Here is a 23,648-nt window from a genome sequence, read left to right on the forward strand (position 1 = left end):
GCCGGAACACGCTGTTCCAATCGCCGAAGACCTCCGGGAGATCGCGCCAGGGAGACCCCGTACGCACGATCCACAGCACTCCTTCAACGAACATTCGGTTGTCGCGTCCGGTCGAGCCCTTCTGATCGGGGCGCCCTATGATCAACGGCGCCATCCGCTTCCACGCCGCGTCGCTCAATACCAAACGGTCCATCACACCCAAGACGGCCTCCCCAAAAGCAGCCTTGAATCTGATTTGCTCCTAAAAGGGAATCCTTAGAGTCCACACCACCTAAGGCATGATCCGGAAAAGTGCGAAGCACTCCTCCGGAAAGATCATGCTCGAACATCGTCGCGCTTCGGCGCCTGTCGCATCAGAAACGAGGAGCTCAATAGATGCTTTATGCCATCCTGGCCTACCACGTCGAAGCCGAGGTCAAATCGTGGACCGCCGAAGAGGACGCAGCCGTGATGACGGGACTGCGCGAGGTCCATCAACGGCTGAAGGGCCGGCTCGGCCCGGCTGCACGGCTCGACGAGACGCGCAAGGCCAGCACCCTGCGCGGGCCCGGCCACGGCATGGTGATCGACGGCCCATTCTCGGAAACCAAGGAGCAGTTGCTCGGCTTCTACGTGATCGATTGCGCCGATGAGGCGGCGGCGATCGCCGCGGCGCGCGACCTGCGCAGCGTCAACCCTTCGGCCGTCTACGAGATCCGCCCGCTGAAGCTCTACATCCCCGGCGCACCGTTTCCGGAGACCGCGGGCCCCAAGGACGTCTAGCGAGTTTGCTCAGCGGCCGGAGCGCTTCGGCAGCTTCGGCAGCTTGCTCGGATCGAACTTCGGCAGCGGCAGATCCGGCGGCGGCTCGGGCGGCGCGTCGTGGCTCGGCATCAGCGTCACCTCGAAGGCGAGATCGGGCACGGCATCCGCCCTGCCCGTGCAGGTCGCGATCGCGCCGCTGAAGGCCCCCTCGAGCCGCACCACGAGATCGTCGGTGCCGAACACGGTCGCATGACCTTCGGAATGCCGCCTGGCGGTGAGAACCGCGGAGAAGCGTTCGCCGTCGACCTCATAGGTGCCGCTGTAGAGCATGATGGCATCGCTGCCCCACAGCCTGCCGTCAGCGACATGCACAATGCCGGTGCCGTCCGCGAGCGACGTGCGAAACCACGCCGCATAGGTGCCGTTCTTGAGCATGGAGCCTGTCTCCACCTGCTCCGTTTCACCGCAAGCGATCTGGGCACCGTTGCGTTAACAGGGGGTGAAGGAACCCGGAGGCGGAGAACTTGCGCCTGCGCTCATTGGCCGTCGATCTGCCGACCCATGATCGCGATCGCCTTCTGGTAGACCCCCGCGGCGTTCCATGCCTCGATCGCCGCGAAGTTGGGCTCCCCGGGCTGATAGCCGGCGCCGGCGCGCCAGCCATTGGCGCGCAGAAAGTTCGCCGTCGAGGCCAGCGCATTGGCGGCCACGTCGAGATTGCCGGTGCCGTAGGCGAGGACGTTCTTCGGCATGAACTGGGTCTGGCCGATTTCGCCATGCATCGAACCGCGCGTGCTGCCCGACAGGCTGCCGCGGTCGATCAGCTTCAACGCGGCATAGAGCTGCTCGGTGAAGAACTCCGGACGGCGGCAGTCATAGGCAAGCGTCGCAATCGACGACAGCATGTTCTGGTTGCCGCGCTGGCTGCCGAAGCCGCTCTCCATGCCCCAGATCGCGATCAACGGTCCCGGCGGCACGCCGTAGCGCTGCTGGATCGAGGCGAACATCGCCGCCTGCGATTGCTTCAGCGAACGGCCGCGCGCCACGATGGTCGCAGATCCCCGCTTGGCCATGAACTGCTCGAGCGACAGGCCGAAGCTGCGCTGGCCGCGATCCGCGGCAATCGTCGCGCTGGCATAATGCGTTTGCATCAGCGCGTCGGTCGCGGTGGCGCCGACGCCCTTGGCCCTCGCCTCGCCTGCGAATTGCTCCTTCCAGGCTTCGAACCCGCCGGGCCCGTTGCCGCACTGCGCCGCATTTGCCTCAGCAGTCAGCGTTGCAGCCATCACGACGATGGCGAGCGCCGACGTCGCAATCTGCCAGCCCCTGATCATCCGAAACCTCCTCCGCAAATGTACCGCCGCGCCTTCCGGGCGCGGCGCTGACGATGGCCGGATTTACATGACCCGGCGATGAACGATCCGCCTCAGATTCGGCCGCAGACCGCCACGATATGTCGCCGGCAGCGGATTCGCCATCCCGGCCGATAGCGGCCATCCCGGCCACGGCCCGGATGACTTCACATTCACGTCGTCCCGGCGAAAGCCGGGACCCATAACCACAGGGTGGAGTCGTTGAAAACAGGCTGCGGCCCCAGCGTCGCACAACAATTCGCATTCGTGGTTATGGGTCCCCGGCCTTCGCCCGGACGACACTGAATGTGTTGCGCGGAGGAGCCTCTGCGTAGCCTTCTCACTTCACGGAACGCACCTAAGGCACGTCGCCTCGCCTGATCGGGCCGACGGTTTGCGGCCGGTTGAGGAAGAACTCGCGGTTGCCGAGCGCGGCCTCCGCGTACTGGTCGATCGCCACGATGATCGCCTGCACGTGCTGAAAGCACCAGCCTTCCCGCGTTGCCATGTGCCGGACCTCGGCCAACGCCTTGATCCAGGGCGCGTGATCATCGCTGTCGTGGAAATACCGAAGCGGCTCTCTCATCTTTCCTCCGGCAGATCACGTCTTCCAGCTCGGCGCGCTTGCGCGACAGCAGCAGCTGCGCCGACGCGCTGTCGCGCCCGGCACGCCTGAGCCGGTTCACTGATAAATCCAGCGCGCGCAACTCGGCGCGCAGCCGCTGCATCCTGACGACGTCATCACGCACGCGCTTCGCCGGCGACGAGCTCTCGCTTCGCCGCGCGCAGGAAGATGGGTGCCGCGGCGCGGCGGCGCGGAGCAACGCTCGCATGCACGATGATCGGCTCGCGGTCGCCGAGCACGCCCCGCTCCTCGACCAGACGGCTCATCACCAGGCGCATCTTCAAGAGGTCCCCGGCGACGAAGGCACAGTCCTCATCCCGGTTGATCTGCTGGCGCATGATGGCCTCGGCCTCGAGCATGCTGACGCGCAACGCCCTGATCTGCCTGCGAATTTCGCTGATACGGTTGTCCATGGCGACCTCCTATTCACGGTGGAAGGCAATTAGAACAAAACAAGAACATGAAGTCAAGCGGCGACGCCAGCCGTGATCGGCTTTGTCATCGACGCACGATCCGGCGGGTTCCTGTCGCGAGAACAGTTTCGCGAATTCAGCGTGAGGATGTCGGCCGTCAAGTGAGTTCGGCGAGCCGCCGGCGAACGCGCAGCGAGGATCACTGCGAGCCCGAGCACGCAGTGCAGGCGCGGCAGACCGTCACAGCCCGGCTGCCTTTTTCAGTTGCAGCCTCGTCTGCACCAATCTCTCCGCGTCGTCGGAGCTCTTCAATTCAAAGGCTGTCGATCAGGGACAAACGACCGACACATGACTGTGGAACAATCCGCCGTTAGAACTTGTCTACCCAAATAGACAAATTAAAATGGGTATCGATTCCGTTTCGATCATTGCGCAGTGACATGACGAAGTCCTCTAAATTGGTTGCCGCCAAGCGCGGCAAGGTTCTTCTGGTTCGACGCCGCTCTGACGGGCTGTGGATGTTTCCCGGCGGACGCAGGCGCGCGCGAGAGACCGGGAAGGATTGCCTCAAGCGCGAGATCAAGGAAGAGCTGCCGAAGCTCAAGCTCGGCCGGCTCAGCCTCTGGAAGGAAGTGACGGCCAAGAACAAGCGTTCCGGCCGCAAGATGAGCGACGCGATCTTCATCGCCAAGAACGCCAAGGGACGACTGGCGATCGGCGACAAGAAGGAGATCGACCGCGCCGCCTGGCAGAAGCCGCGCGGACTTCGCCTGACGGCGACCTCGCGCTACATCCGCGACCGGCTGTTTCCGAGAAAGCAGCGGCGCCGGCGATAGACGGCGAAATATCGCTGCCTGCAAGGGGCCGACCTTCCAGCCAAAGAAACGGCCCCCGGCGAGGGGGCACAAGCCAGGGCCGCGAGTTTGCTTTGATCGTCCAGGCATTGCCGGCAGGGACAGCACCGAACGTGTGCCAACCATGCGCCTTGGCGTCGGTTCCAAAACGGAAGCCTCGTCGGCGGACGGGCATCTGCGTGGTCTGAGGTCCCCGGAAAACCAACACAGCCGCCAAGGGGACACCGTACTGATCCGGATTTCTGGAGAGATAGGACGGTCGTAATACAAGTCCTGCCGGCGCTACCGTTCTTTACAGAGCATTTTGTCACGGCTGAGTTTTTACAGACCCCATTGTAACCGGCAGAAAAGGTCCGCCGATGCGACGGCCCTTTTCGATTCAGTGATCGTGTTATTCAGGTCGTCCTCGCGACACTTGCCCTACCTCGCTCATTGTCAGGCAAACAAAGAGGCCGCCAAACGGCGGCCTCTTTGTTGAGTGGCCCCAGCGACCTTTGGGGGCCTGGGAGGCAGTCGCTGGGGCCATCTACCGGCCCGGGTGGCGCGGTCCGGCCAGGTGGGCTTCCATCAAATTAGAACAGAGCAACGGCAATCATGGCGATTGGGCAAAGTCCCAAAACGACGATGCCCGCTCGAAATATGACTTCGGACATGACATGCGCCCTTCAATGGGACGCCTAAAATATGCCTCCGCGAGAGCCGCGCAAAGTGCAGTTTGTGCCAGTTCTCCGCATCGCCCAATCTTGGCGCGTCAATGCAGATCAGCCGCCAAAGCACGCGCCAAGGCGGCGGCGTTCAGACAGCAAAACTCACGCGCCCCCCTGAAGATCGCCGAGGAGCAGGAGCGTTTGGCATGCTATGCTGATTTCTTGGGCTTCGCGCACCGCTGACACATGCTACGAACGACGTGATCCGTTCCGATCGGACCATGACATCAGCCGGAATACTGTCCGAATGACCTTCCCCTCCAACCGCCACCGGCGGCTGTTCAGAATCGTGTCCGCGCGCTGGCAGCGCCGGGCCATCTTCCTGCTGGGCGGCATTGCCGTCGGTGCGGCGGCCGTGGCGCTCGCACAGCTCGCGGATCTGGCGCAGATCGCCTTCTCTGCGCTGGTGTCGCATGTCCGTTATGCCTCGCTGCTGCTGACGCCCACAGGCTTCGCCCTCTCGGTCTTTCTGACCAACCGCTTCTTTCAGAACGCGCAGGGCAGCGGAATCCCGCAGGCCATCGCTGCGCGCCACCTGACCGACCAGACCGCGCGCGAGAGCCTGGTTTCGCTGCGCATTGCGGCCGGCAAGATCCTGCTGACCCTGCTCGGCCTGTTGTGCGGCGCGTCGGTCGGGCGCGAGGGACCAACGGTGCAGATCGGCGCGTCGATCATGTTTGCGCTCGGCCGCTTCTCGCCCCGGCGTCAACCCGGCCTGATCCTTGCCGGCGCGGCCGCGGGTGTCGCGGCGGCCTTCAACACACCGCTCGCGGGAATCGTGTTCGGCATCGAGGAAATGAGCCGCGCCTTCGAGACGCGAACCTCCAGCCTGATCATCGGCGCTGTGATCGCCGCGGGCCTGACGTCGCTCGCGCTGATGGGCAACTACACGTATTTCGGCACCAGCGCGACGGGCTTGCGCAACGGCGCCGACTGGCTCGCGATCCCGCTCTGCGGCGTGGCCGGCGGTCTTGCGGGCGGCCTGTTCAGTCGCATCCTGGTTGCGACGGCACGCGGATTTGCCAACCCGGTCGGGCGCGCGATCAAGCGCTATCCGGTCGGCTTTGCCGCGATCTGCGGATTGGCGGCGGCGATTTGCGGGATCGCTTCGGACGGTGCGATCTACGGTACGGGATATCAGCAGGTCAAATCCGCGCTCGAGGCCGGATCACAACTGCCGGAGACCTTCAGCGTCTTAAAATTCCTGGCGACCATATTTGCCTCGATCAGCGGCATGCCGGGCGGCATCTTCGCGCCTTCGCTCGCGGTCGGCGCCGGAATAGGCTCCAACATCGCGCCGCTGTTTCACGGCGCGCCGCTGCCGGCCATCATGCTGCTCGGCATGGTTTCATATTTCGCCGGCGTGGTTCAGGCCCCGATTACGGCATTCGTGATCGTCACCGAGATGACCGACAACCACGCGATGGTCGTGCCGCTGATGGCCGCAGCCCTGATCGCCCATGCGAGCTCGAAGCTGATCTGCAAGGAGGGCGTCTATCACGCCCTCGCCAAGGGGTTCATCGATGGAGCTTCGTCACCGCAGAAGACGACGCCGGTCTGACGTCTCCGATCGTTCAGGCCTCAGCCCTGATACGCAAACAGCTCGATCGGCTCGCTGAAGCCGCGCACCGCATGTTCACCGACGTGCTCGAGAGCGAAATCATGCTCGACGAGATCGGCGAATGCACGCGACAGCAGCACGGTCTTTCCCAATTGCTTGGTGAGGGCTTCGAGCCGCGAGGCCATGTTCACCGCAGGGCCGATCACGGTAAAGTCGAGCCGGGTGCGCGATCCGATATTGCCGTACATGACGTCGCCGACATGGACACCGATGCCGTAGTTCATCGGCGCACGGCCCATCACGCTGTTCTTCTCGCTCAGCGCCGCCATCGCCTGCCGCGCCTCCGACACCGCGTGCAGCAGATTGGCGCAGGCCTTGGGCTCGCTGAGCGGGAAGATCGCGAGCAGGCCGTCGCCGATGAATTTCAGGATCTCGCCGCCATGCCGGGCAATCGGCTCCGACATCGCGTCGAAATAGTCGTTCAGGAGATCGATCACGTCGTCGCGCGGCCAGCTATCCGAGATACGGGTGAAATCCCTGAGGTCGCAGATCATGATCGCGGCGCGGACCGTCGTCCCGCTGCCGCGCCGCGTCGCACCGGCCAGGATCATCTCGCCGGCATGGGTGCCGACATAGGTCTCGAGCAGCGTCCGCGCCAGGCGGTTCTTCATCCGAATCTCGCTGACCAGCGCCAGCACCGGCAGCACCTGCTTCAGGCTGGCGATATGCGCGTCATCGAAGCCGCCGGCACGGTCGGTCGCGAAGGTCACGACATGCCGCTTGCCGAGCGTGTGCAGCAGTGGCCAGGCCACATAGTCGGTCAGGCCCTGCGCGCGCATGTCGTCATAAAGCGCGTGGATGCGGCCGGGCCGTTCGAGCCGCTCGCGCACTTCGGCGGCGCCCTGATGGATTTCGTAGACCGGGCTACCGATATATTCCGAACGGCTCTGCACCTCGTAGTCGACCCGGGTGATCTCGGCCTCGCGCTTGCCGTCGGACCAGATGATCCGGGCGCCGAGCCATTGCGGATGCTGGATCAGCAGATTCATCGTCGCCCGCTTGATCGGGATGCCTGCGCCCTGCAGCCGGAGGCAGAGCTCGGCGAAGATGTTGTCGATGAAGCGCTGGTCGCGGGTCTCGTGGGTCAGCCAGCTCACAACGTCGCCGTCGGACTGCGGCGTGACGGACTCGATGTTGGGCGCGTTCATGGCTGGCTCCGGAGCGGCGGGTTGGCAGGCGATATGTCGTGCTTCTGCCCGGCCACGTCAACGCTGCCAGCGGCATCGTGATCGCGCAAATCGGCGCGGTCGGCCGCCGTGTGACGCGCTGATGACGGGGGTGCTCTGCCCGCGAGGGTGACCTACCCGCCCAGCCGGTCGACCTCCGCCTTGCCGGCCTTCATGACAAGCGGAATGTGCTCGCCCTGGCCGAGCAGGCACGACACGTCGCGCAGCGGATTGCCTTCGACCACCAAGAGATCGGCAAAAGCCTCCGGCGCGATACGGCCGAGCTTGCCCTCCATGCCGAGCACCTCGGCACCGATGATGGTGGCGCTGGCGATCACCGCCTGCGGGCCTAGCAATTCGGCGCGGATCCGGAATTCGTCGCTCTGCAATCGCTGCGACGGTCCGAGCAGGTCGGATCCGTAGCCCATCTTGACGCCGGCCTCGCGATAGATCGCGAGCGAGCGCAGGCCAGCGTCGCGCACGTCGGCGACCTTGGCGACGCTCGCCGCAGGCAGACCGTATTTGGCGCCCTCATTGGCGAGCGCTTCATAGGTGACCAGCGTCGGCACCACATAGGCGCCCTTTTCCGCCATCAGCTGTGCGGTCGGAGGATCGATCAGATTGCCATGCTCGATGGTGCGCACGCCGCAGCGCACCGCGCGTTCGATCGCCTCCGCGGTGTAGGCGTGGGCCAGCACATAGGTATGGCGCGCCTTCGCCTCGGCGACGATGGCGCGGATCTCGTCCTCGGAATAGCCGTACGCGCCGATCGGATCGGTCGGCGACGCGACGCCGCCGGACGCCATGATCTTGATTTGGTCGGCGCCCATCTGCAGCTCCTCGCGCACCGCCTTGCGAACCGCATCGACGCCGTCGACGACGCGCGCGATGGCGCCGACCCGCACGCAGCAGGAGCAGGTCGGATCGGCCAGGTAGTCCGAGCGGGCACGCCCGTCACCATGCCCGCCGGTCTGGCTGAGCGCGCGGCCGGAGACGAACAGCCGCGGACCATCGGTCAGGCCGGTATCGATCGCCTGCTTCAGCGCATAGCCGGCGCCGCCGGCATCGCGGACTGTGGTGAAGCCGCGCTTCAGCATGCCGCGCAACAGCATGGTCGAGCGCAACGTCACCAGCACGTTGGCCATGCGGGCCTGCTGCGACAAATCGAGCTCGACCGCGACCGCATGCACGTGCAGGTCGATCAGGCCGGGCATCAGCGTCTTACCCTTGAGGTCGATGACGCGATCGGCCGAGGCCTCGATCGGCCGATCGGACACCTCCTTGACCAGGCGGTCCTCGACCAGCACGTGGTGCCCTTCGAGCAGGTCGGAGCGCAGCGGATCGAGCAGCGCGGCATTCTTGAACAGGGTCGTGGGCATGATGGTCTCCTAAGCGCCGCGATCAGGCGGCTTCGCTTGCGATGTCTTCCAGCGACCGTCCGCGCGTCGGCACGCCCATCAGCACGACGGTCAGCGCGCCGATCAAGAGGACGGATGTGGTGACGCCGAACACGCCGGCAAAGCCGAAATTCGGATAGAGGTAGCCGACCAGGATCGGCGCCACGATCGCGCCGATGCGGCCGATCGCGGATGCGAGCCCGGCCCCCGTGGTCCGGATCGATGTGGGAAACACTTCGGCGGTGTAGGCATAGACGCCGGCATAGGTGCCGTTCATGAAGAACGACAGCAGCAGGCCGGCCGCCATGATCTGACCGTCGCTGGCAGCAAAGGCAAGCCCGAGCGCGCTGACGCCGCCGAGCAGCATATAGGTCGCAATCGTCGCCTGCCGTCCGATCCGCTCGTTGAAAAAGGCGGCGGTGAAATAGCCCGGCACCTGCGCGCAATACATCGCGAGCGAATAGCCAAAGCTCTTGGTGATGCTCATACCGTTCTGCACCAGCAGGCCGGGAATCCAGACGAAGAAGGAATAATAGCTGAACGTGATCGACAGCCACATGATCCAGGTCATGGTGGTGATGCGGGCCTGGCGGCCGGCCAGCAGTGCCGCAAAATTGCTCCGCAGCGTCCCCGTTGAGACGACCGGCGCGGCCGGCTCGGCGATTGGGGCCGGCAGCGCGCGGCCTTCGCGCGCGAAGCTGGCCTCGATCTTGTCGAGCACCGCTTCGGCCTCCTTCGCCCTGCCCCGGCTCTCCAGCCAGCGCGGCGATTCCGGCAGCGACCTCCGCCACCACAGCAGCATCACGACCGGCACCGCGGTGATCACGAGCACGATGCGCCAGCCGTTCTCGTAAGCCGGCACGATGAAATAGCCGAGCAACGCGGCGGCGACGAAGCCGAACGAGAAGAAGCCAGCGAGCGCGCCGGTGAAGGCGCCGCGGTAACGCCGCGCTACGAACTCCGCGAGATATGGCGCGATGATCGCGCTCTCCGCCCCGGTGCCCATGCCGGCGACGACGCGCGCGGCGAAGAACGCTGGCCAGCTGTCCACCGTCGCGCTGACCAGCGAGGCCACACTGTAGAGCGCCAGCGCCGACATCATCACCGCGCGACGGCCGATCAGGTCGCCCAGCGTCCCCGCCAGCAGCGCGCCGAAGAGATAACCGACGAAGGTGCTGCTGCCGAGCACGCCGGTCTCCACGTTGGTGAGCCCCCAGGCGGTGCGCAGCACCGGCAGGATGAACGCCAGCACGGCGGCATCCATCGCGTCGAACAGGTAGCCCAGGCCGCCCATCAGCAGCAGGTGCACATGGAAACGCGCGAACGGCAGGCGCTCGATGCGCGCCGAAATCATCGACATGAAATTAGCCCCCCTCCGCCCCACGGTCGGCACGCGCCGCGGGGTCGGTCCGGAGGAATGATAGACAAATCAATATTATGGGAATAATTTATAATTGTTATCTACCACATCACCATTGTGAATATTGTCCGTGTCGTTCCGTACGCTCGACCTCAACCTGCTGAAAGTCTTCGAGGCCCTGATGACCGAGGGCAGCGTCACGCGTGCCGCCAGCGCCCTGACGATGACCCAGCCCGCGGTCAGCAACGCCCTCGCCCGCTTGCGCGATGCGCTCGGCGACCCCCTGTTCGTGCGAACGGCGAGCGGGATCCGCCCGACGCAGCGCGCGGTGGCGCTGTGGCAGCCGATCGGCGATGCGCTGGAACACGTCCGCCACGCGCTCGACGAGGACGCTTTCGATCCGCGGCGCACCGAGGCCGAGTTCAGCCTGTCGATGTCGGATTACGTGTCGTCGCTGGTGATGCCGCGGCTGCTCAATCGCCTCAGTGAGGTCGCGCCTTCCACGCGCATCCATACTCTGCCTAACACCATCCTCGAGATCGGCGACCGGCTCGAGGACAACCGGGTCGATTGCGTGCTGAGCGTCTATGTCAACGAGGCGCAGCAGCCGCCGGCCGCGATCCGTTCACGCTCGCTATGGACCGTCGAATATGCCTGCATGATGCGGCGCGACCATCCGCTGGCGAACAGGAAGCGGCTCAACGCGCGCAGCTTCCTCAACGCCAAACATGTCGATGTCAGCCTCGCCGGCAAGACGCTGCCGACCTATGACCAGTTCCTCGCCTCGCGCGGGCTGTCGCGCAACCTGGTCACGACCGTCAACCATTACAACGCCGCCTATGAGATCGTGCGGCAATCCGACCTGATCGCGGTGCTGCCGCGCGATCTCAGCGCGCAGTCCCGCCACGCGCCGCATCTCCATGCGGTGCCGGTGCCATTACCGGCGCCGCCGCGCGTCGTCAGCCTGTTCTGGCACCAGCGCAACGACACCGTCCCCGCGCAGCGCTGGCTGCGCGAGACGCTGGTGGAGCTGTTCGCGCGGATGGAGTGAACTGGCGCAAGGCGTACCCCTGTCAGGTCGAAGTGGGCGCGGGCTCGATCGAGGCTGCGTCCGGCGACGGGTCGCTCCGCAACAGCGGACGTCCAAACAGCCGATGCAGCGCGAGATAGCTCGCCATCGCCACGCCGGTACCGGTGAGCCAGGACAGGTCCACCCCGCCGGTCGCCAACGCAAGCGGGCCTTGCATGGCGCCGATCGTGCCCATCTGGAAGGCCCACGCCGCTGCGAAGCCGGCGGCAAAGGCGATCAGCCCGGACCAGTTGAAATCACGATCCCGACCCGGCTCCGCGTAGAGCGAGCCGACATCGATGCGGCCGCGTCTCACCAGGTAGAAGTCCGCGAGCGTGACCCCGGCCCACGGGCTGATCCAGACGATCAGGGCGACCATGAAATTGTCGAAGGCATGGGCAAAATCGCCCGATTGCAGGAAGGCGTACAGGATCGCAGAAGCGATCAGGCCGGAGATCACCGAGATCACCCAGCGCGGCCGCCGCAGATCGAGCGCGAGCGACGACAGCGCCGCCGAATAGATCACGACGATGTTGGTTGCGATCGGACCATGGAGCAGCACCAGCAGCACCGGCAGCGCCATCGTACCGAACGCCGCGATGATCAGCTTCGACGGATCGGACCCGGCGCCGGCGGATGCAATGGCGGCACCAAGGAACGCGAGCCAGACCGTCGGCAGGAACATGCCGAGGAATGTCGCCCGAAACACTTTTGCGGCGCTGAGCGAGGACCTGGCGAAGCGGGTATAGTCGGACGCATAGGTCAGCCATGAAATGCCCCAGCCGATGCCGATCGCGGTCATCAGTTGCGTCGCCGCGGCGAAGGCCGGCATGCCGGTGACGGAAGCGGACTGCCACTTGATATCGACGCGCAGGAAGGCGAGCGCGGTCATGACCGCCATGATCAACAGAATGACCGGCATAGTGTAACGCTCGAACATCTTGATGGCATTGAAGCCCCAGGCCGCGATACCGACCTGAAACAGCATCACCAGCACCGCGATCGCGTATTTGAGCTCGACGCCGCCGCCGATCCCCATCCGTTCGAGCGCTGCCATGCAGAGGTCGAGCACGATCCAGGTGTTGATCGCGACCCATCCCATCGGCATCAGCACTTGGGCCAGCGCCGGCAGATAGGCACCGCGCCGGCCGAACGCCAGGCGGCCCAGCACCATCTGCGGCACGCCAGTGCGATGTCCCATCAGGCAGAATGCGCCAAACAGCGCCGCACCGAACAGATTGCCGACAACGATGACGGCAAGCGTCTGCAGCAGGCTGAGGCCGAGCTGGATTCCGAGCGCGCCCAGCACCCAGTTGATCGGCGCGATGTTTGCGCCGGTCCAGATCCAGAACTGATCGAACGATGACGATGTGCGATGCGTCGCCGGCACCGGCTCGATTCCATGGGCATCGAAGCCGGCCTCATCCTGTGCCGGAAGCTGTGTCTGCTTGAGCAACATGTTTCCCCCGTTGTCCGGCGCATTGGTTGGGCCGGGATGGGGTATCTGAGCAGCAGGCAGCCGTGGGGCGATAATGAGAAATCCTCAAGCCAGGTTGAGGTGACGTCGAGAGTGAAGTTTGCGGGCCGAATAGCGACGGATCGCGCCGCAATCGGGCTCGCACGGCGCGTCCCCATAGTGCGCGGCTTCACTGTTGAGATTTTCTCAACTCACTTGCCGGATTCGTCAATCACACCGAAGCAAGCACTGGGCCATTGTGCAGCCAACGCATTGTTGCCCAATCAGCCGAGGCCAGGGATGACGACACTTCTCCATATCGATGCCAGTCCGCGCGGCGACCGTTCGGTCAGCCGGAAGCTCTCGAAGTCGTTTGTCGCGCACTGGCTGACGCACGAGCCCGGCGCCACCGTCATCTCGCGCGATGTCGGCCGCAACCCGCCGCCTCTCATCACGGAGGCGTGGGTGGCCGCCGCCTTCACCGCGCCCGGCGATCGCACGGCGGAGCAGCACGACGAGCTTCGTCTCTCAGACGAGCTGATCGACGAGCTCGACCGTGCCAATGTGATCGTGATCGGCGCGCCGATGCACAATTACGGCATGCCGGCCGCGTTGAAGTCGTGGTTCGACAAGGTGATCCGCATCGACAAAACCTTCAGCTTCGATCTCGCACGCGGCGACTATCCGCTCGAGCCGATCATGCGCGGCAAGACGCTGGTGGTGCTGAGCTCGCGCGGTGAATTCGGCTTCGGCCCCGGCGGAGTGCGGGAGACCATGAACCATCTGGAAACCCACATCTTCACCTGCGCCCACTATCTCGGGGTGCAGGAGAGCCATCTGATCGCGGTCGATTACCAGGAATTCAACGATGAGCGCTACCGGCGGTCGGTCGCCGACGCCTTCGCCGCGATCCCGGTGCTGGTCCGGCAGTGTCTTGGAATCGACGGGCCTGTTAACGTGGCGGCGGAATGATGCGCCGCCGTCTGCCGGCTGCACGAGGATGATCCAATGATAAAGAATCCCATCCCCTGGCCGAACGGCGCGCGTTGCGCCTGTACGATCACGTTCGACGTCGACGCCGACAGTCTGATTCACATCGCCCGGCCGAAGGATTCGTTCGACCGGCTCTATCCGATCACGATGGGACGTTACGGGCCGACCGTCGGCGTGCCGCGCATCCTTGAGACCTATCGCCGCCTCGGCCTCAAGCAATCGTTCTTCATGCCGGCCTGGACCATGCAGCGCTATCCGGATGCGGTGGAAGCGATCCTCGGGGATGGCCACGAGATCGGCCATCACGGCTACATCCACGAGGATCCGACGGAGATTTCCTCGGCACAGCAGCGCGAGGCATTCGAACGCGCGCTGGGCATTCATGTCGCGATGACCGGCCGCAAGCCGCGCGGTTACCGCGCGCCGGTTTACAACGCCAACCAGGCCACGATCGACCTCCTGATCGAGCACGGCTTTGTCTACGATTCGTCGCTGATGGCCGACGACATCCCCTACCAGATGCGCACCGCACGCGGATCGCTCTACGAGATGCCGCCGCACTGGGGATCGGACGACTGGCCGCCCTTCGCCCATTACGCCGAGATCGGCTACATGATGCCGGTCAAATCGCCGAGCGAAGGCCTTGCCGCCTCGTTCGAGGAGTTCGAGGCAGCCTATGAGGCCGGCGGATTCTGGATGGGGATCTGGCATCCGTTCCTGACCGGGCGGCTCGCCCGCTGGCGCGTCGTGGAGCGCTGGCTCGAGCGGATCGTTGCCGAACGCAAGGTTTGGTTTGCGCCGCTTGAGGCGATCGCCGCGCATGTCGACGGCCTGGCCAAGGCAGGCACCTACCAAGTCCGGGTCGAGCCCCTGCCCTACTTCACGCGGCCCGTGACATGACCTGCTGCGGGGCGGTGCGGAACGCGGCCGCCTCTCCGCGCAACCAATCGACGAACGCCGTCACCGATTTGCGCCGGGCAGCAGCCGGCGCGTCGACGAGACGGTAGGCAAAGCCCGGAAGCGCGGGGCCGTCGAGCCGACGCAGCGTGCCCTCGCGCAATTGCTCGTCCACCAGCGCATCGCTGCACAACAGAGGTCCGAGCCCGCGCTCGGCGGCATGCAACGCCAGCGGCTCCTCGCTGTACCAGGAGATGCGGAAGTCCCGGCCGGGATCATGATCGGAACCCGCGAGCCATGCGGACCACGCAGGCGAATCCAGCGCGGCGTTCTTCCAGCGGAACGCCAGCAGCGATCGCGAGCGGAGGTCGTCAATGGCGAGACGGCCATCCGGCGGGCAGATCGCGCTCGCCGCAACGGCAATATAACGGTCGCTGAACAGCACCGAGTTTTCATCGGCGCGGTCAGCGCGTCCGTAACGAACGGCGAGATCGACGCCGTCGGCGCCCGGCGCCCTGATCTCTTCGGTCGCATCGATGTGGACCACGAGGTGAGGAAACGCCGCATTGAAGCGGGTAAGCCGCGGCATCAGCCAGCGTTCGGCGAAGGCCCGCGTGGTCGATACGGTGATCGCATCGCCGTCGACCGGCGGCCGGATCGCCGCAAAGGCGCTCGCCATGCGGTCGAAGCCGTCGCGCAGCAACGGGAAGACCGCATGGCCCTCAGCTGTCAGCACGACTGCGCGACCCGAGCGCTCGAACAGCTTGCGTCCCAGAATTGCTTCGAGCTGACGGACCTGGTGGCTGATCGCCGTCACGGTGACACAGAGTTCATTGGCGGCGGCGGTGAAGCTTTCGTGGCGCGCCGCGGCTTCGAACGCGCGGACGGCATTGAGCGGCGGCAGCTTGCGCATGGTTGGTTCTCCGCAGGAGCGCGCCTCCATCAGGCAATCAGAAAATGAGCGTCGGTCGGCCGCATGTCGTTCACCGGCACCATGTCCTGCGGACAGGCGGAGAACACGATGACCAGGTCCATCTCGGCACGCAGCGCCACGTACTGCCCGGCCTCGCTGACGGGAGACTTGAACGCCAGCTCTCCGGCATCAGTTACGGGGACGTTCATGAACAGATTGAGCGGCGCCGGTGTCACCGCAGCCGACAGGCCGACCGCCTCGAGCGCATGCGCCAGGTTTTGCGTGCAATTGGCGTGATGGCCGACGGCACCGAGCTGACGATAGCGGTGAATGTCGCAGGCCGCGATCAGCGTGTCGTGGATTCCCGGCGTGGTGTCGGCGACGAAGGTGAGGATCGCGCGGCGCCTGTTGGTCGTCATCGTGTCGCCCACGCGAGGAATGAGCCGCAGCATCGACGCACGGCTGTGCTCCATCGACATGTACTCGCCGGTGTCGCCGGTATTGAAGGCCCAGGTGTCGACCACCTGCTTGCCGTGGGTATTGACCACGGTGACCGTCTCTCCCGCGTCGAGGCGGGCCGCCACGCCATGACGGGCCGGAATCAGACGGGCGCGGGTGAGATCGGCGGTTGCTGCGGTCACGTGGTGTCTCCTCAAGCTTCACTCGCGCCATTGGAGCACTGCCGGCCATGCAATTCTAATAATATTAATTGTGTCCATTATAGCAGATTCGTATAGTCGTCCCATGCGCCTGAGACAGCTCGAATGCTTTCGTGCCCTGATGCTCCACGGCACCATGACCCGGGCGGCCGAGCTGCTTGGCATGTCGCAGCCCGGCATCAGCACGATGATTGCGGGCCTCGAGCACGAGACCGGCCTGACGCTGTTCCTGCGCCGCGGCGGCCGCCTGCAACCGACCCCCGAAGCCAAATTGTTCTACGTCGAGGCGGCACGGGCACTCGAAGCCGTCGAGAACGCATCCCGCGTCGCCGCCGAAATCAGGTCCGGCCGGCGCGGTCATCTTGCCATCGCGGCCTATCCGAGCATCTCGATCAAACTGCTGCCGCGCCTGCTGTCGCAGTTCGCCAAGGGCCGGCCCGAGTTGCAGGTCAAGATCATCACGCGCAATTCAGCGACCGTCCGCGAGTTGGTTTCGACGCAGCAATTCGACCTCGCTGTCGCCGAACTGCCGCTCGATTATCCGACCTCGCACATGGAGGTGTTTTCGTATGACTGCATGTGCATGTTGCCGCATGCGCATCCGCTTGCGAAGCTGAAGCAGATCACCCCTGATGACCTCGACGGCGTCCCGTTCGTCACGCTGTTCCGCGGCGACCCGATCTACCAGCAGTTGGCATCCGCCTTCTCCGAATATGGCGCGCGCTGGAACGTGGTCGCGGAGACCGAATTCTTCTCGACCGCGTGTCAGCTCGTCGCTGAGGGCCGCGGCGTCGGTATCGTCGATCCCGTGGTGAGCAAGCCGTTCACCGAAGGCCTGGCCATGCGCCCGTTCAAGCCGAGCATCCAGTCCCAGATCGCCATTCTCTCCCCCACGCACGAAGCGCCGTCGCAGATGGCGCTGGATTTCGTCAAACTGCTGCGGCGCGCCTTGCGCGCCTGAGTTCCGTCCGCGGCGGTGCAACGTCGGCTGTGCGAGACGCTGGTGGAGATGTTCGCGTTGATGGAGTGAGGCGTGAGAATTGGCGCGCTCGCGCCATCCGGCCCGCGGACATCCTTCATCCCCGTAATCACACGGGGATTAACGCTCTTGCGACCTGGGCCTCCCTTTCCAATTGACGCAATTGGGGGCCAAGGTGGTAGGCTACCGCCATTTCAGGCGACCATTTCAATGCGCGAGCTATTTGCACAGTATCAGCTGTTGCTGACGATTTTGATTTTCGTGCCGTTCGAGCTGCTGTTTGCTGCGAGGCCCCAGAAGATTTTCAGGCGCGGCCTGCTGACCGACATGGCCTTCCTGTTTCTCAATGGCTGGTTAGTGTTTGTCGGCGTGACCGCCATCCTCGCGGTCGCCACTCTGGTCAATCAGTGGATACTGCCTTCAGCAGTCAAGCAGGCGGTCGGCGATCTCCCCTATCTGGTGCAGGTGCTCATTGCGATCCTGATCGGAGACCTCGGGGTCTACTGGACCCACCGCACCCTGCATGCCGTGCCCGCGATGTGGCACATCCACGCCGTTCATCACGCGGTCGAAGAACTGGACTGGCTCGCCGCCGTCCACCAGCACCCACTCGACGTGACATTCATGAAAGCCGGTTCGCTGTTTCCGCTCGTCGCGCTCGGTTTCTCCACTGAGGCGATCGGGACTTATCTCGCCCTCTATTACTGGCAGACCTGGCTCACGCATGCCAATGTGCGCCTGAGCTACGGCCCTCTCCGCCATGTCCTGGTGTCGCCGGAATTTCATCACTGGCACCACAGCAGCGAGCGCGAAGCCAGAGACAAGAACTTCGCCGGGCTGTTCTCGTTCTACGATGTGCTGTTCGGAAGCGTCTATCTTCCGCAGGGGCAGAAGCCGAAGACATTTGGGGTCGATGAGCCGATGCCGTCCCGCTATCTGCCTCTTCTGGCCCATCCGTTTGTCGTGTGGGCTTCGAAGCACAAGCGCGACGATCCGTCAGGCACCCAGACACAGCGGCAATGAGGCGCCAAACCCAGCCTTCGCTCACTTCGCTACGATGGAGTTCTGCTGCCTCGTCTGGCCGTAGCCCGCGAAGCGCGTCGGTTCTCCGGACATGGCCCGCCTTCGCCCTTTGGGCTTCGGCGTGGCAGCCTTCGCTCACTTCGCTACGAGAGAATTTTGCTGGCCTGCCGAGCCGTAGCTCGCGAAGCGAGCGAAGGCTGGTGGGGGAGGCAGGACTCGAACCTGCGAAGCCATGAGGCGGCTGATTTACAGTCAGCTCCCTTTGCCACTCGGGACACTCCCCCGTCCAACAGCATCAGAACCGGCCGCGCGAGTGGCGGCGGACCGGGTCATCGAAATGACGCTGATAACCGCGTCGGCCCCGAAGCGGGTGCGCGGTCGGGCGCGTTTATGGGGGAAGGCGGTCCCCAAAGTCAACCAAGCGGGGGCTCAATTTGCCGGTTAAATTGCCATTCTGCGATATCAATGACACAAGCCTCACATGAGCGATCGCGACCGCAAACCCAATTTCCGAGGCAAGGGCGGTAAACCCTTCCAAAAAGGGCCGAAATTCGGCCGCCCGCCGGCCTGGCGGGACCGCGAATCCGGTTCCGACGGGCCGGTGATTCTGTATGGCTGGCACACCGTGTCGGCCGCCCTTGCCAACCCGGACCGCCAGATCCGCAAGCTTTACCTCACCGAGAACGCGGCCAAGCGGCTCGCCGACGAAAATATCGCCACCCGCGTCACCCCGGAGATCGTCCGGCCCGGTGACATCGACCGGCGCCTCACCCCCGATGCCGTGCATCAGGGCCTTCTGGCGGAGGCCGAGCCCCTGCCCTCGCCCGGCATCGACTCGCTGGCGCTGGAGGGCATCGTGCTGGTGCTCGACCAGATCACCGACCCGCACAATGTCGGCGCCATCCTGCGCTCGGCGGCGGCGTTTGCGGTCAAGGCGATCGTCACCACCGCCCGCCACAGCCCGGAGGCCACCGGCGTGCTGGCGAAGTCCGCCTCCGGTGCGCTCGAGCTGGTCCCTGTTATCACCGTGCAGAATCTGGCGCGCGCGCTGAACGAACTGAACGACCATGGCTTCCAGACCGTCGGCCTCGATAGCGAGGGCTCGGAGGATCTGGGCAAGGTTCAGCTGCAAGCGCCGCTCGCGCTGGTGCTCGGCGCCGAAGGCAAAGGCTTGCGGCAATTGACGCGCGACACCTGCAGCGTCGTTGCCCGCCTCGACATGCCCGGCGAGATCAAAAGCCTCAACGTGTCGAACGCCTGTGTGCTCGCGCTCTATATCGGCGCCAGCCGGCTTGGGCTGATGTGAACGACAAACGCCCGCTCGCGTGACGCGAACGGGCGCTGATGTCTTCGATTGATCGTCGGATCAGTAGTAGCGGCGCAGCGGCGGATGGCCGTAGCGATGCGGCGCGTAGCCGTAGCGATAGCCGTAGTGCGGACGATAGCCATAGTGATGGCGGTAGCCGTAGTGACGGTAGCCATAGTGGCGATAACCGTAATACGGGCGGCCGTAGCCTTCGCGGTAGTACGGACGCGGTGCCCAATTGCCCGGACCGGTGTAGGTCGGTCCCTGGTTGACGTAATAGTACTGCTGCGCCGCGCCGGGATAAGCGGCATCCGGGTCGGGCAGACGCTCGACCGCGCCGTAACCGTAACCGCTATAGCCGCCGCAACCGCCGCAGCCGTAGTTCACGACGGGCGCGGAATAGCCGCACGGGTTGAAGCCGCACGCCATTGCGGGCGCAGTCACCATGACGGCCACGGCCGCAATCAGTCCTTTGATCATTTGACGCATTACTCTCTCCTGTAAATCCTGCCTGTAAATCTTGCCTGTAGGTCTTGTTGTCGTCGCGTAGCTCTTGATGGCTATGAAGGGCCCTCTGCATGAGGGCTCCCGATTTAGGGACCTCTCGGTCGCGGTGGCCGCATCGGCGGCCCCGGCAGCGGCCGCGGCCCGTTGAACTGCGGCGCGTAGATCACCGGCGGCGGATCGACCGGGCCGTTGGACTGCGCCGGCAGCGGCGCCGACTGTGCCCCCCACGATTCATGATCGCTCTCGGCCGGCCTGGGCAGCTTGCGGTTGGCCGGCGGCTCGATCTCGAGGCGGCCGTAACCCGGCATGCGGCCGAGGCTCGGATAATAGTGGCCGACATTCGGCTCGGGATCGATCGGGCGGCCGCCATAGACGGTCGGCACCATCGAGTCGTTGCGGGCAAGCCCCATCGCGCTCTCGACCACGGCGTAGGAGGCATCGACGCCGTTGATGATGATCGGCACGCCGGGCCGCACGGGCACGACGATGTCGAAGCCGCCGCCGGCCAGTGCCGACGAGGTCATCGCAGCCAATATCGCCAGCGCAAGACTTGCGCGCATGTTCATCCAGCGTCCCGAATTGTTCCATCCGCAGCCTAATCCAACGGCTCGGCGGAAGGGTTAAGGGCGCGGGCCAAACTGGCGGTAAGCCTAACGCGTAAGCATCGGCATCCGATCAATGCGGCCATGCGGGATCAGAAATCGTTAACGGGCCGCCGGGAAGGCGCCGGTGCGTCAGGTGAAGGCGTTCTCGATGATCGAGTGGATGCCGATCGCAATGGTGACCGCGCCGACTGCGATTTGCAGGCCGCGGTTGGCCCAGGTCAGCCACCGCGCCGAGGCCGCCAGCGGCACCGCGATCACGCTGGACAGCACGCCCATGCCGATCATCGAGCCGACGCCGAACAGCGCGACATAGCCGAGCCCGACCGCAGGATTCGGCGCCTGCGACACCGTCAGCACCAACAGCGCCGCCGAGCCCGCCATGCCGTGCATCAGGCCGACCAGCAGCGTGCGCCAGCGGAAGACGTGTGCATGGCTGTGCGCAGCGCGGGCATGCGGCACGGCGGACGCACGCACCGCGGTCTCGCCGGCGTGGCTGTGGGCGTGGAAGTGCGTCGTGTCGCCATGCGAATGGGTGTGGAAGTGCACGCGGTCGCGCCACAGCCGCCACCACACATGCGCGCCGAGGCCGACCAGCATGACGCCGACCGCGGTCTCGATCGGCGCTGCGACCGTCTCCGGGATGGCGCGCCCGAGCAGGATCGCGGCGCCTGCAAAGATGAACAGCGTGAGCGTATGACCGAGGCCCCAGGTCAGGCCGTGCTTGACGATGTCACTGATGCTGCTGTGCCGTGCCGCGATGCTCGACACCGCCGCGATGTGATCCGGCTCCAGCGCGTGCTGCATGCCGAGCAGAAAGCCGAGACTCAAGATTCCGAACATCAATCCCTCGCGCCCGCGCGTGACGACCGATCAAACACCACATCGCTGATCTTGTCAGGCCAGCACCACGTCAAACCAGCACCGCGTCAAACAAGCACCTCGTCAAACAAGCCTTGCATCGCCGCCCAGGAGCGGCGATCGGCCCGCGCGTCGTAGAGGGCTGACTTCATGATCGAGCCGTCGGCGGTCGGGTTGGCAAAACCATGCAGCGTGTTGCCGTAGCTGATCACCTGCCAGTCGGCAACCTGGCCGGCGCGCATCTCGTTCTCGAAGGCTGTGACCTGATCGGACGGCGCCAGCGGATCGTCGGCCCCGGTCAGCACGAGCACGCTCGCCCTCAGTGCACCAGGCGCCGTCGGCTGCGTGGTCGAGAGTACGCCGTGAAAGCTGACGGCGGCCTTGAGCTCGGCGCCGTCGCGCGCCAGCTCAAGCGCGACCGTGCCGCCGAAGCAGAAGCCGATCGCGGCACATCTGGCGGCATCGACCTCGGGCAGTGCAATCAGGGTCGCAAGCGCGGCGCGCGCCCGCGCGCGGAGTTTCGCGGGGTTCGTGCGCAAGTCGCCGATCAGCGTCATCGCCTCCTGCAGATCGGCGGCCTGCCGCCGCTCGCCGAACATGTCGGCCGCGAGCGCCACATAGCCATCCCCGGCAAGCCTGCGCGCCCGCTCCATCGCGAAATCGCCGAGCCCGAGCCCCTCGTGGAACACCAGCACACCGGGACGTTTCGCGTCGGTGTCGTTGAAGGCGAGATAGCCGCGCAAACCGGCTTCGCCGCCGGCGTAGTCGATGTCGCGTGTGTGCATGCAGTTCTCGTTGAACGGAGCGTGAGCCGGAACGCATCATGCGCAAGGGTTGCGGAACTTCACACTGGTTTGAACGCAGGGCAAGGCTGCGCCGGAACAGGCGCGGCACAGCGAGATTAGCTCGTCACAACGACGAGAGGAGACCTTGTATGACACAGCTCAAGATGCGCGGCGCCTTCCTGGGCGCAGCAGCCCTGCTCGCTACGGCACTGACCGGCCCGGCGGTGGCGCAACAGACGATCGGCACCGCCGCGCGCTGTTCGAACGACAATCCCGATGCCCGCTGCCAGACGATGACGCCCGGCGCCACGCGCACCGCCTATCGCCACCACCAGCGGGACCGCGGTTGGCAGGGCAGCTACAACCGCTATGACCCCGGCCCCGCCGGCGTCGCGGCTGGGGTGGTCGGCGGCGCGGTCGGGACCGCGGCTGCGATCGCCACAGCCCCATTCGGCGGCCCCGACTATTATGCCCGCGCCCCGATCGGCGGCGAGGAATATGCGCGGCAGAACGGTTTCGTCTGCACGCCCGGCGCCTGGTTCCGCGGCAGCGACGGCCGCCAGCATCCCTGCCAGTAGCGCAGGCGAACCGCTCACGGCGCAAAAGGCGGCCTTCGGGCCGCTTTTTTGCTGCTGGCCGATCAAGGCCGGGCGGTGGATTCGGACCGTCAGGTTCTGGCTCTGGCGGGCCAAGTCTGCTATGCGAGCCCGCAAATCACGCCATTTCGCCGGCTTAGCTCAGCGGTAGAGCAGCAGTTTTGTAAACTGAAGGTCGGGGGTTCAATCCCCTCAGCCGGCACCAGCTTTTCACGACTGGGATCAATGAGATGGTCGTTGACCTTGGTGCGGGATGCCCAGCCTGTTGGCTCTGGATCAGCCTCTCGGAACGCGTCGCGGGCGAAGGCGAATTTTCCAGTGCGGTCTGGAGGGCATGGCGTCGACCGCCGGTCCTGGAGGCTTGCGCTCGCTGAAAAGTTCCGCAAAATTGCGCAACAGGGAACTAGGTGGTGTGGACACTAGCGCATCCATAGAACAATGGCAGCGAGAGTGACGACGGCCCGGTAATTCCGGGCCGTTTTTTCGAAGCGGGTTGCGACACGTCGGAACTGCTTGAGCTTTGAGAAGCAGCATTCGACGAGATGACGCTGGGCGTAGAGATGCTTGTCGAGTGGGTATTTGAGCGCGCGTGACGGGTTGTTGGGAATGACGGCGAGCGCGCCTTTGGCGGCGATGGCTTGGCGCAAGTGATCGGCGTCATAGGCGGCGTCGGCCATGACGACCTCGGCGGACAAGCCTTCGATCAATGCGGCGGCTTGCGGTGCATCGCCCTTCTGACCCGCGGTCAGCGTGAACCGCACCG

At 65.0% G+C, this 23,648-nt stretch carries 27 protein-coding genes and 2 tRNA genes; 11 read left to right on the top strand and 18 right to left on the bottom strand.

Annotated elements, in window-relative coordinates; all coding sequences use genetic code 11:
- On the bottom strand, positions 1-193 hold a 193-nt coding region (locus FNJ47_RS28930), incomplete at its 3' end, for a transposase (RefSeq protein ID WP_236000149.1).
- A 182-nt stretch (positions 194-375) separates the two neighbouring features.
- Between FNJ47_RS28930 and FNJ47_RS28935 the strand changes: the two genes are divergently transcribed.
- Entirely contained in the window at positions 376-762 is a 387-nt protein-coding gene (locus tag FNJ47_RS28935) for a YciI family protein (protein ID WP_163159318.1), read from the top strand.
- Positions 763-771: 9 nt separating this feature from the next.
- On the opposite strand, the gene FNJ47_RS28940 is transcribed toward FNJ47_RS28935, so the two are convergent.
- The 5 genes from FNJ47_RS28940 to FNJ47_RS28960 form a co-directional block, all read right to left on the bottom strand.
- Positions 772-1,179 (bottom strand): hypothetical protein, encoded by a 408-nt coding sequence (locus FNJ47_RS28940; RefSeq protein WP_163159320.1) that lies wholly within the window; start codon positions 1,177-1,179, stop codon positions 772-774.
- 101 nt (positions 1,180-1,280) lie between these two features.
- Positions 1,281-2,030: a lytic murein transglycosylase gene (locus FNJ47_RS28945; protein ID WP_430649424.1), complete on the bottom strand. Its 750-nt coding sequence runs from the start codon at positions 2,028-2,030 to the stop codon at positions 1,281-1,283.
- Positions 2,031-2,454: 424 nt separating this feature from the next.
- Positions 2,455-2,682 (bottom strand): hypothetical protein, encoded by a 228-nt coding sequence (locus FNJ47_RS28950; RefSeq protein WP_163159324.1) that lies wholly within the window; start codon positions 2,680-2,682, stop codon positions 2,455-2,457.
- Positions 2,645-2,845 carry a hypothetical protein gene (locus tag FNJ47_RS28955; RefSeq protein WP_347341732.1) on the bottom strand — a complete coding sequence of 67 codons (201 nt, stop codon included), beginning with the start codon at positions 2,843-2,845 and terminating at the stop codon, positions 2,645-2,647. Before FNJ47_RS28955 ends, FNJ47_RS28950 begins: the two co-directional genes overlap by 38 nt.
- On the bottom strand, positions 2,838-3,134 hold the full coding sequence (locus FNJ47_RS28960) for a hypothetical protein (RefSeq protein ID WP_163159326.1): 297 nt from the start codon (positions 3,132-3,134) through the stop codon (positions 2,838-2,840). The genes FNJ47_RS28955 and FNJ47_RS28960 overlap by 8 nt, the downstream gene beginning before the upstream one ends.
- Before the next feature lie 440 nt (positions 3,135-3,574).
- On the opposite strand from FNJ47_RS28960, the gene FNJ47_RS28965 reads away from it, so the two are divergent.
- Both FNJ47_RS28965 and FNJ47_RS28970 read left to right on the top strand, forming a co-directional pair.
- On the top strand, positions 3,575-3,970 hold the full coding sequence (locus FNJ47_RS28965; RefSeq protein ID WP_163159328.1) for an NUDIX hydrolase: 396 nt from the start codon (positions 3,575-3,577) through the stop codon (positions 3,968-3,970).
- A 972-nt stretch (positions 3,971-4,942) separates the two neighbouring features.
- Positions 4,943-6,256: a chloride channel protein gene (locus FNJ47_RS28970; RefSeq protein WP_163159330.1), complete on the top strand. Its 1,314-nt coding sequence runs from the start codon at positions 4,943-4,945 to the stop codon at positions 6,254-6,256.
- Positions 6,257-6,276: 20 nt separating this feature from the next.
- Here the strand turns inward: FNJ47_RS28970 and FNJ47_RS28975 are convergent, their stop codons facing one another.
- From FNJ47_RS28975 to FNJ47_RS28985, 3 genes are all read right to left on the bottom strand, one after another.
- Entirely contained in the window at positions 6,277-7,464 is a 1,188-nt protein-coding gene (locus FNJ47_RS28975) for an adenylate/guanylate cyclase domain-containing protein (protein ID WP_163159332.1), read from the bottom strand.
- A 152-nt stretch (positions 7,465-7,616) separates the two neighbouring features.
- Entirely contained in the window at positions 7,617-8,861 is a 1,245-nt protein-coding gene (locus FNJ47_RS28980) for a metal-dependent hydrolase family protein (protein WP_163159334.1), read from the bottom strand.
- A gap of 22 nt (positions 8,862-8,883) precedes the next feature.
- Complete coding sequence (locus FNJ47_RS28985) at positions 8,884-10,239, bottom strand: MFS transporter (protein ID WP_163159336.1); 1,356 nt, start codon at positions 10,237-10,239, stop codon at positions 8,884-8,886.
- Between the two features lie 124 nt (positions 10,240-10,363).
- Between FNJ47_RS28985 and FNJ47_RS28990 the strand changes: the two genes are divergently transcribed.
- Positions 10,364-11,290 carry a LysR substrate-binding domain-containing protein gene (locus tag FNJ47_RS28990; protein WP_163159338.1) on the top strand — a complete coding sequence of 309 codons (927 nt, stop codon included), beginning with the start codon at positions 10,364-10,366 and terminating at the stop codon, positions 11,288-11,290.
- Positions 11,291-11,312: 22 nt separating this feature from the next.
- On the opposite strand, the gene FNJ47_RS28995 is transcribed toward FNJ47_RS28990, so the two are convergent.
- The gene (locus FNJ47_RS28995; RefSeq protein ID WP_163159340.1) at positions 11,313-12,767 is read right to left on the bottom strand and encodes a purine-cytosine permease family protein; all 1,455 of its coding nucleotides are present in this window, start codon (positions 12,765-12,767) and stop codon (positions 11,313-11,315) included.
- A 297-nt stretch (positions 12,768-13,064) separates the two neighbouring features.
- On the opposite strand from FNJ47_RS28995, the gene FNJ47_RS29000 reads away from it, so the two are divergent.
- Together FNJ47_RS29000 and FNJ47_RS29005 are read left to right on the top strand one after the other, a co-directional pair.
- Positions 13,065-13,736, top strand: coding sequence for an FMN-dependent NADH-azoreductase (locus FNJ47_RS29000; RefSeq protein ID WP_163159342.1), 672 nt, complete (start codon positions 13,065-13,067; stop codon positions 13,734-13,736).
- 36 nt (positions 13,737-13,772) lie between these two features.
- Positions 13,773-14,657: a polysaccharide deacetylase family protein gene (locus FNJ47_RS29005; RefSeq protein WP_163159344.1), complete on the top strand. Its 885-nt coding sequence runs from the start codon at positions 13,773-13,775 to the stop codon at positions 14,655-14,657.
- On the opposite strand, the gene FNJ47_RS29010 is transcribed toward FNJ47_RS29005, so the two are convergent.
- The gene (locus FNJ47_RS29010; RefSeq protein ID WP_163159346.1) at positions 14,638-15,567 is read right to left on the bottom strand and encodes a LysR substrate-binding domain-containing protein; all 930 of its coding nucleotides are present in this window, start codon (positions 15,565-15,567) and stop codon (positions 14,638-14,640) included. The genes FNJ47_RS29005 and FNJ47_RS29010 overlap by 20 nt on opposite strands.
- A 29-nt stretch (positions 15,568-15,596) precedes the next feature.
- Positions 15,597-16,208: a DUF1989 domain-containing protein gene (locus FNJ47_RS29015; RefSeq protein ID WP_163159348.1), complete on the bottom strand. Its 612-nt coding sequence runs from the start codon at positions 16,206-16,208 to the stop codon at positions 15,597-15,599.
- A 103-nt stretch (positions 16,209-16,311) separates the two neighbouring features.
- Here FNJ47_RS29015 and FNJ47_RS29020 point away from each other — a divergent pair, with 103 nt between their 5' ends.
- On the top strand, positions 16,312-17,187 hold the full coding sequence (locus FNJ47_RS29020; protein WP_163159350.1) for a LysR substrate-binding domain-containing protein: 876 nt from the start codon (positions 16,312-16,314) through the stop codon (positions 17,185-17,187).
- A 279-nt stretch (positions 17,188-17,466) separates the two neighbouring features.
- Entirely contained in the window at positions 17,467-18,228 is a 762-nt protein-coding gene (locus FNJ47_RS29025; RefSeq protein ID WP_347341733.1) for a sterol desaturase family protein, read from the top strand.
- A 198-nt stretch (positions 18,229-18,426) separates the two neighbouring features.
- Here FNJ47_RS29025 and FNJ47_RS29030 read toward each other — a convergent pair.
- A tRNA-Tyr gene (locus FNJ47_RS29030) sits at positions 18,427-18,512 on the bottom strand.
- Positions 18,513-18,709: 197 nt separating this feature from the next.
- On the opposite strand from FNJ47_RS29030, the gene rlmB reads away from it, so the two are divergent.
- A complete protein-coding gene (rlmB, locus tag FNJ47_RS29035; RefSeq protein WP_163159354.1) occupies positions 18,710-19,534 on the top strand; it encodes a 23S rRNA (guanosine(2251)-2'-O)-methyltransferase RlmB in 825 nt (274 codons plus the stop codon).
- 60 nt (positions 19,535-19,594) lie between these two features.
- On the opposite strand, the gene FNJ47_RS29040 is transcribed toward rlmB, so the two are convergent.
- The 4 genes from FNJ47_RS29040 to FNJ47_RS29055 form a co-directional block, all read right to left on the bottom strand.
- Positions 19,595-20,023: a hypothetical protein gene (locus tag FNJ47_RS29040; protein ID WP_175068433.1), complete on the bottom strand. Its 429-nt coding sequence runs from the start codon at positions 20,021-20,023 to the stop codon at positions 19,595-19,597.
- Positions 20,024-20,127: 104 nt separating this feature from the next.
- Positions 20,128-20,601, bottom strand: a complete 474-nt coding sequence (locus FNJ47_RS29045) for a hypothetical protein (protein WP_163159364.1) — start codon at positions 20,599-20,601, stop codon at positions 20,128-20,130.
- A gap of 174 nt (positions 20,602-20,775) precedes the next feature.
- Complete coding sequence (locus tag FNJ47_RS29050) at positions 20,776-21,486, bottom strand: HoxN/HupN/NixA family nickel/cobalt transporter (protein ID WP_163159356.1); 711 nt, start codon at positions 21,484-21,486, stop codon at positions 20,776-20,778.
- Between the two features lie 86 nt (positions 21,487-21,572).
- Positions 21,573-22,289 (bottom strand): dienelactone hydrolase family protein, encoded by a 717-nt coding sequence (locus FNJ47_RS29055; RefSeq protein ID WP_163159357.1) that lies wholly within the window; start codon positions 22,287-22,289, stop codon positions 21,573-21,575.
- A 149-nt stretch (positions 22,290-22,438) separates the two neighbouring features.
- On the opposite strand from FNJ47_RS29055, the gene FNJ47_RS29060 reads away from it, so the two are divergent.
- Together FNJ47_RS29060 and FNJ47_RS29065 are read left to right on the top strand one after the other, a co-directional pair.
- Positions 22,439-22,867 carry a hypothetical protein gene (locus tag FNJ47_RS29060; protein ID WP_163159359.1) on the top strand — a complete coding sequence of 143 codons (429 nt, stop codon included), beginning with the start codon at positions 22,439-22,441 and terminating at the stop codon, positions 22,865-22,867.
- Between the two features lie 148 nt (positions 22,868-23,015).
- A tRNA-Thr gene (locus tag FNJ47_RS29065) sits at positions 23,016-23,090 on the top strand.
- Positions 23,091-23,304: 214 nt separating this feature from the next.
- On the opposite strand, the gene FNJ47_RS29070 is transcribed toward FNJ47_RS29065, so the two are convergent.
- A partial coding sequence (locus FNJ47_RS29070; RefSeq protein ID WP_163159361.1) for an IS5 family transposase occupies positions 23,305-23,648 on the bottom strand: 344 nt, incomplete at its 5' end.

Source organism: Bradyrhizobium uaiense, from assembly GCF_010811875.1.
In the GTDB taxonomy this organism is placed as follows: Bacteria; Pseudomonadota; Alphaproteobacteria; order Rhizobiales; family Xanthobacteraceae; genus Bradyrhizobium; species Bradyrhizobium uaiense.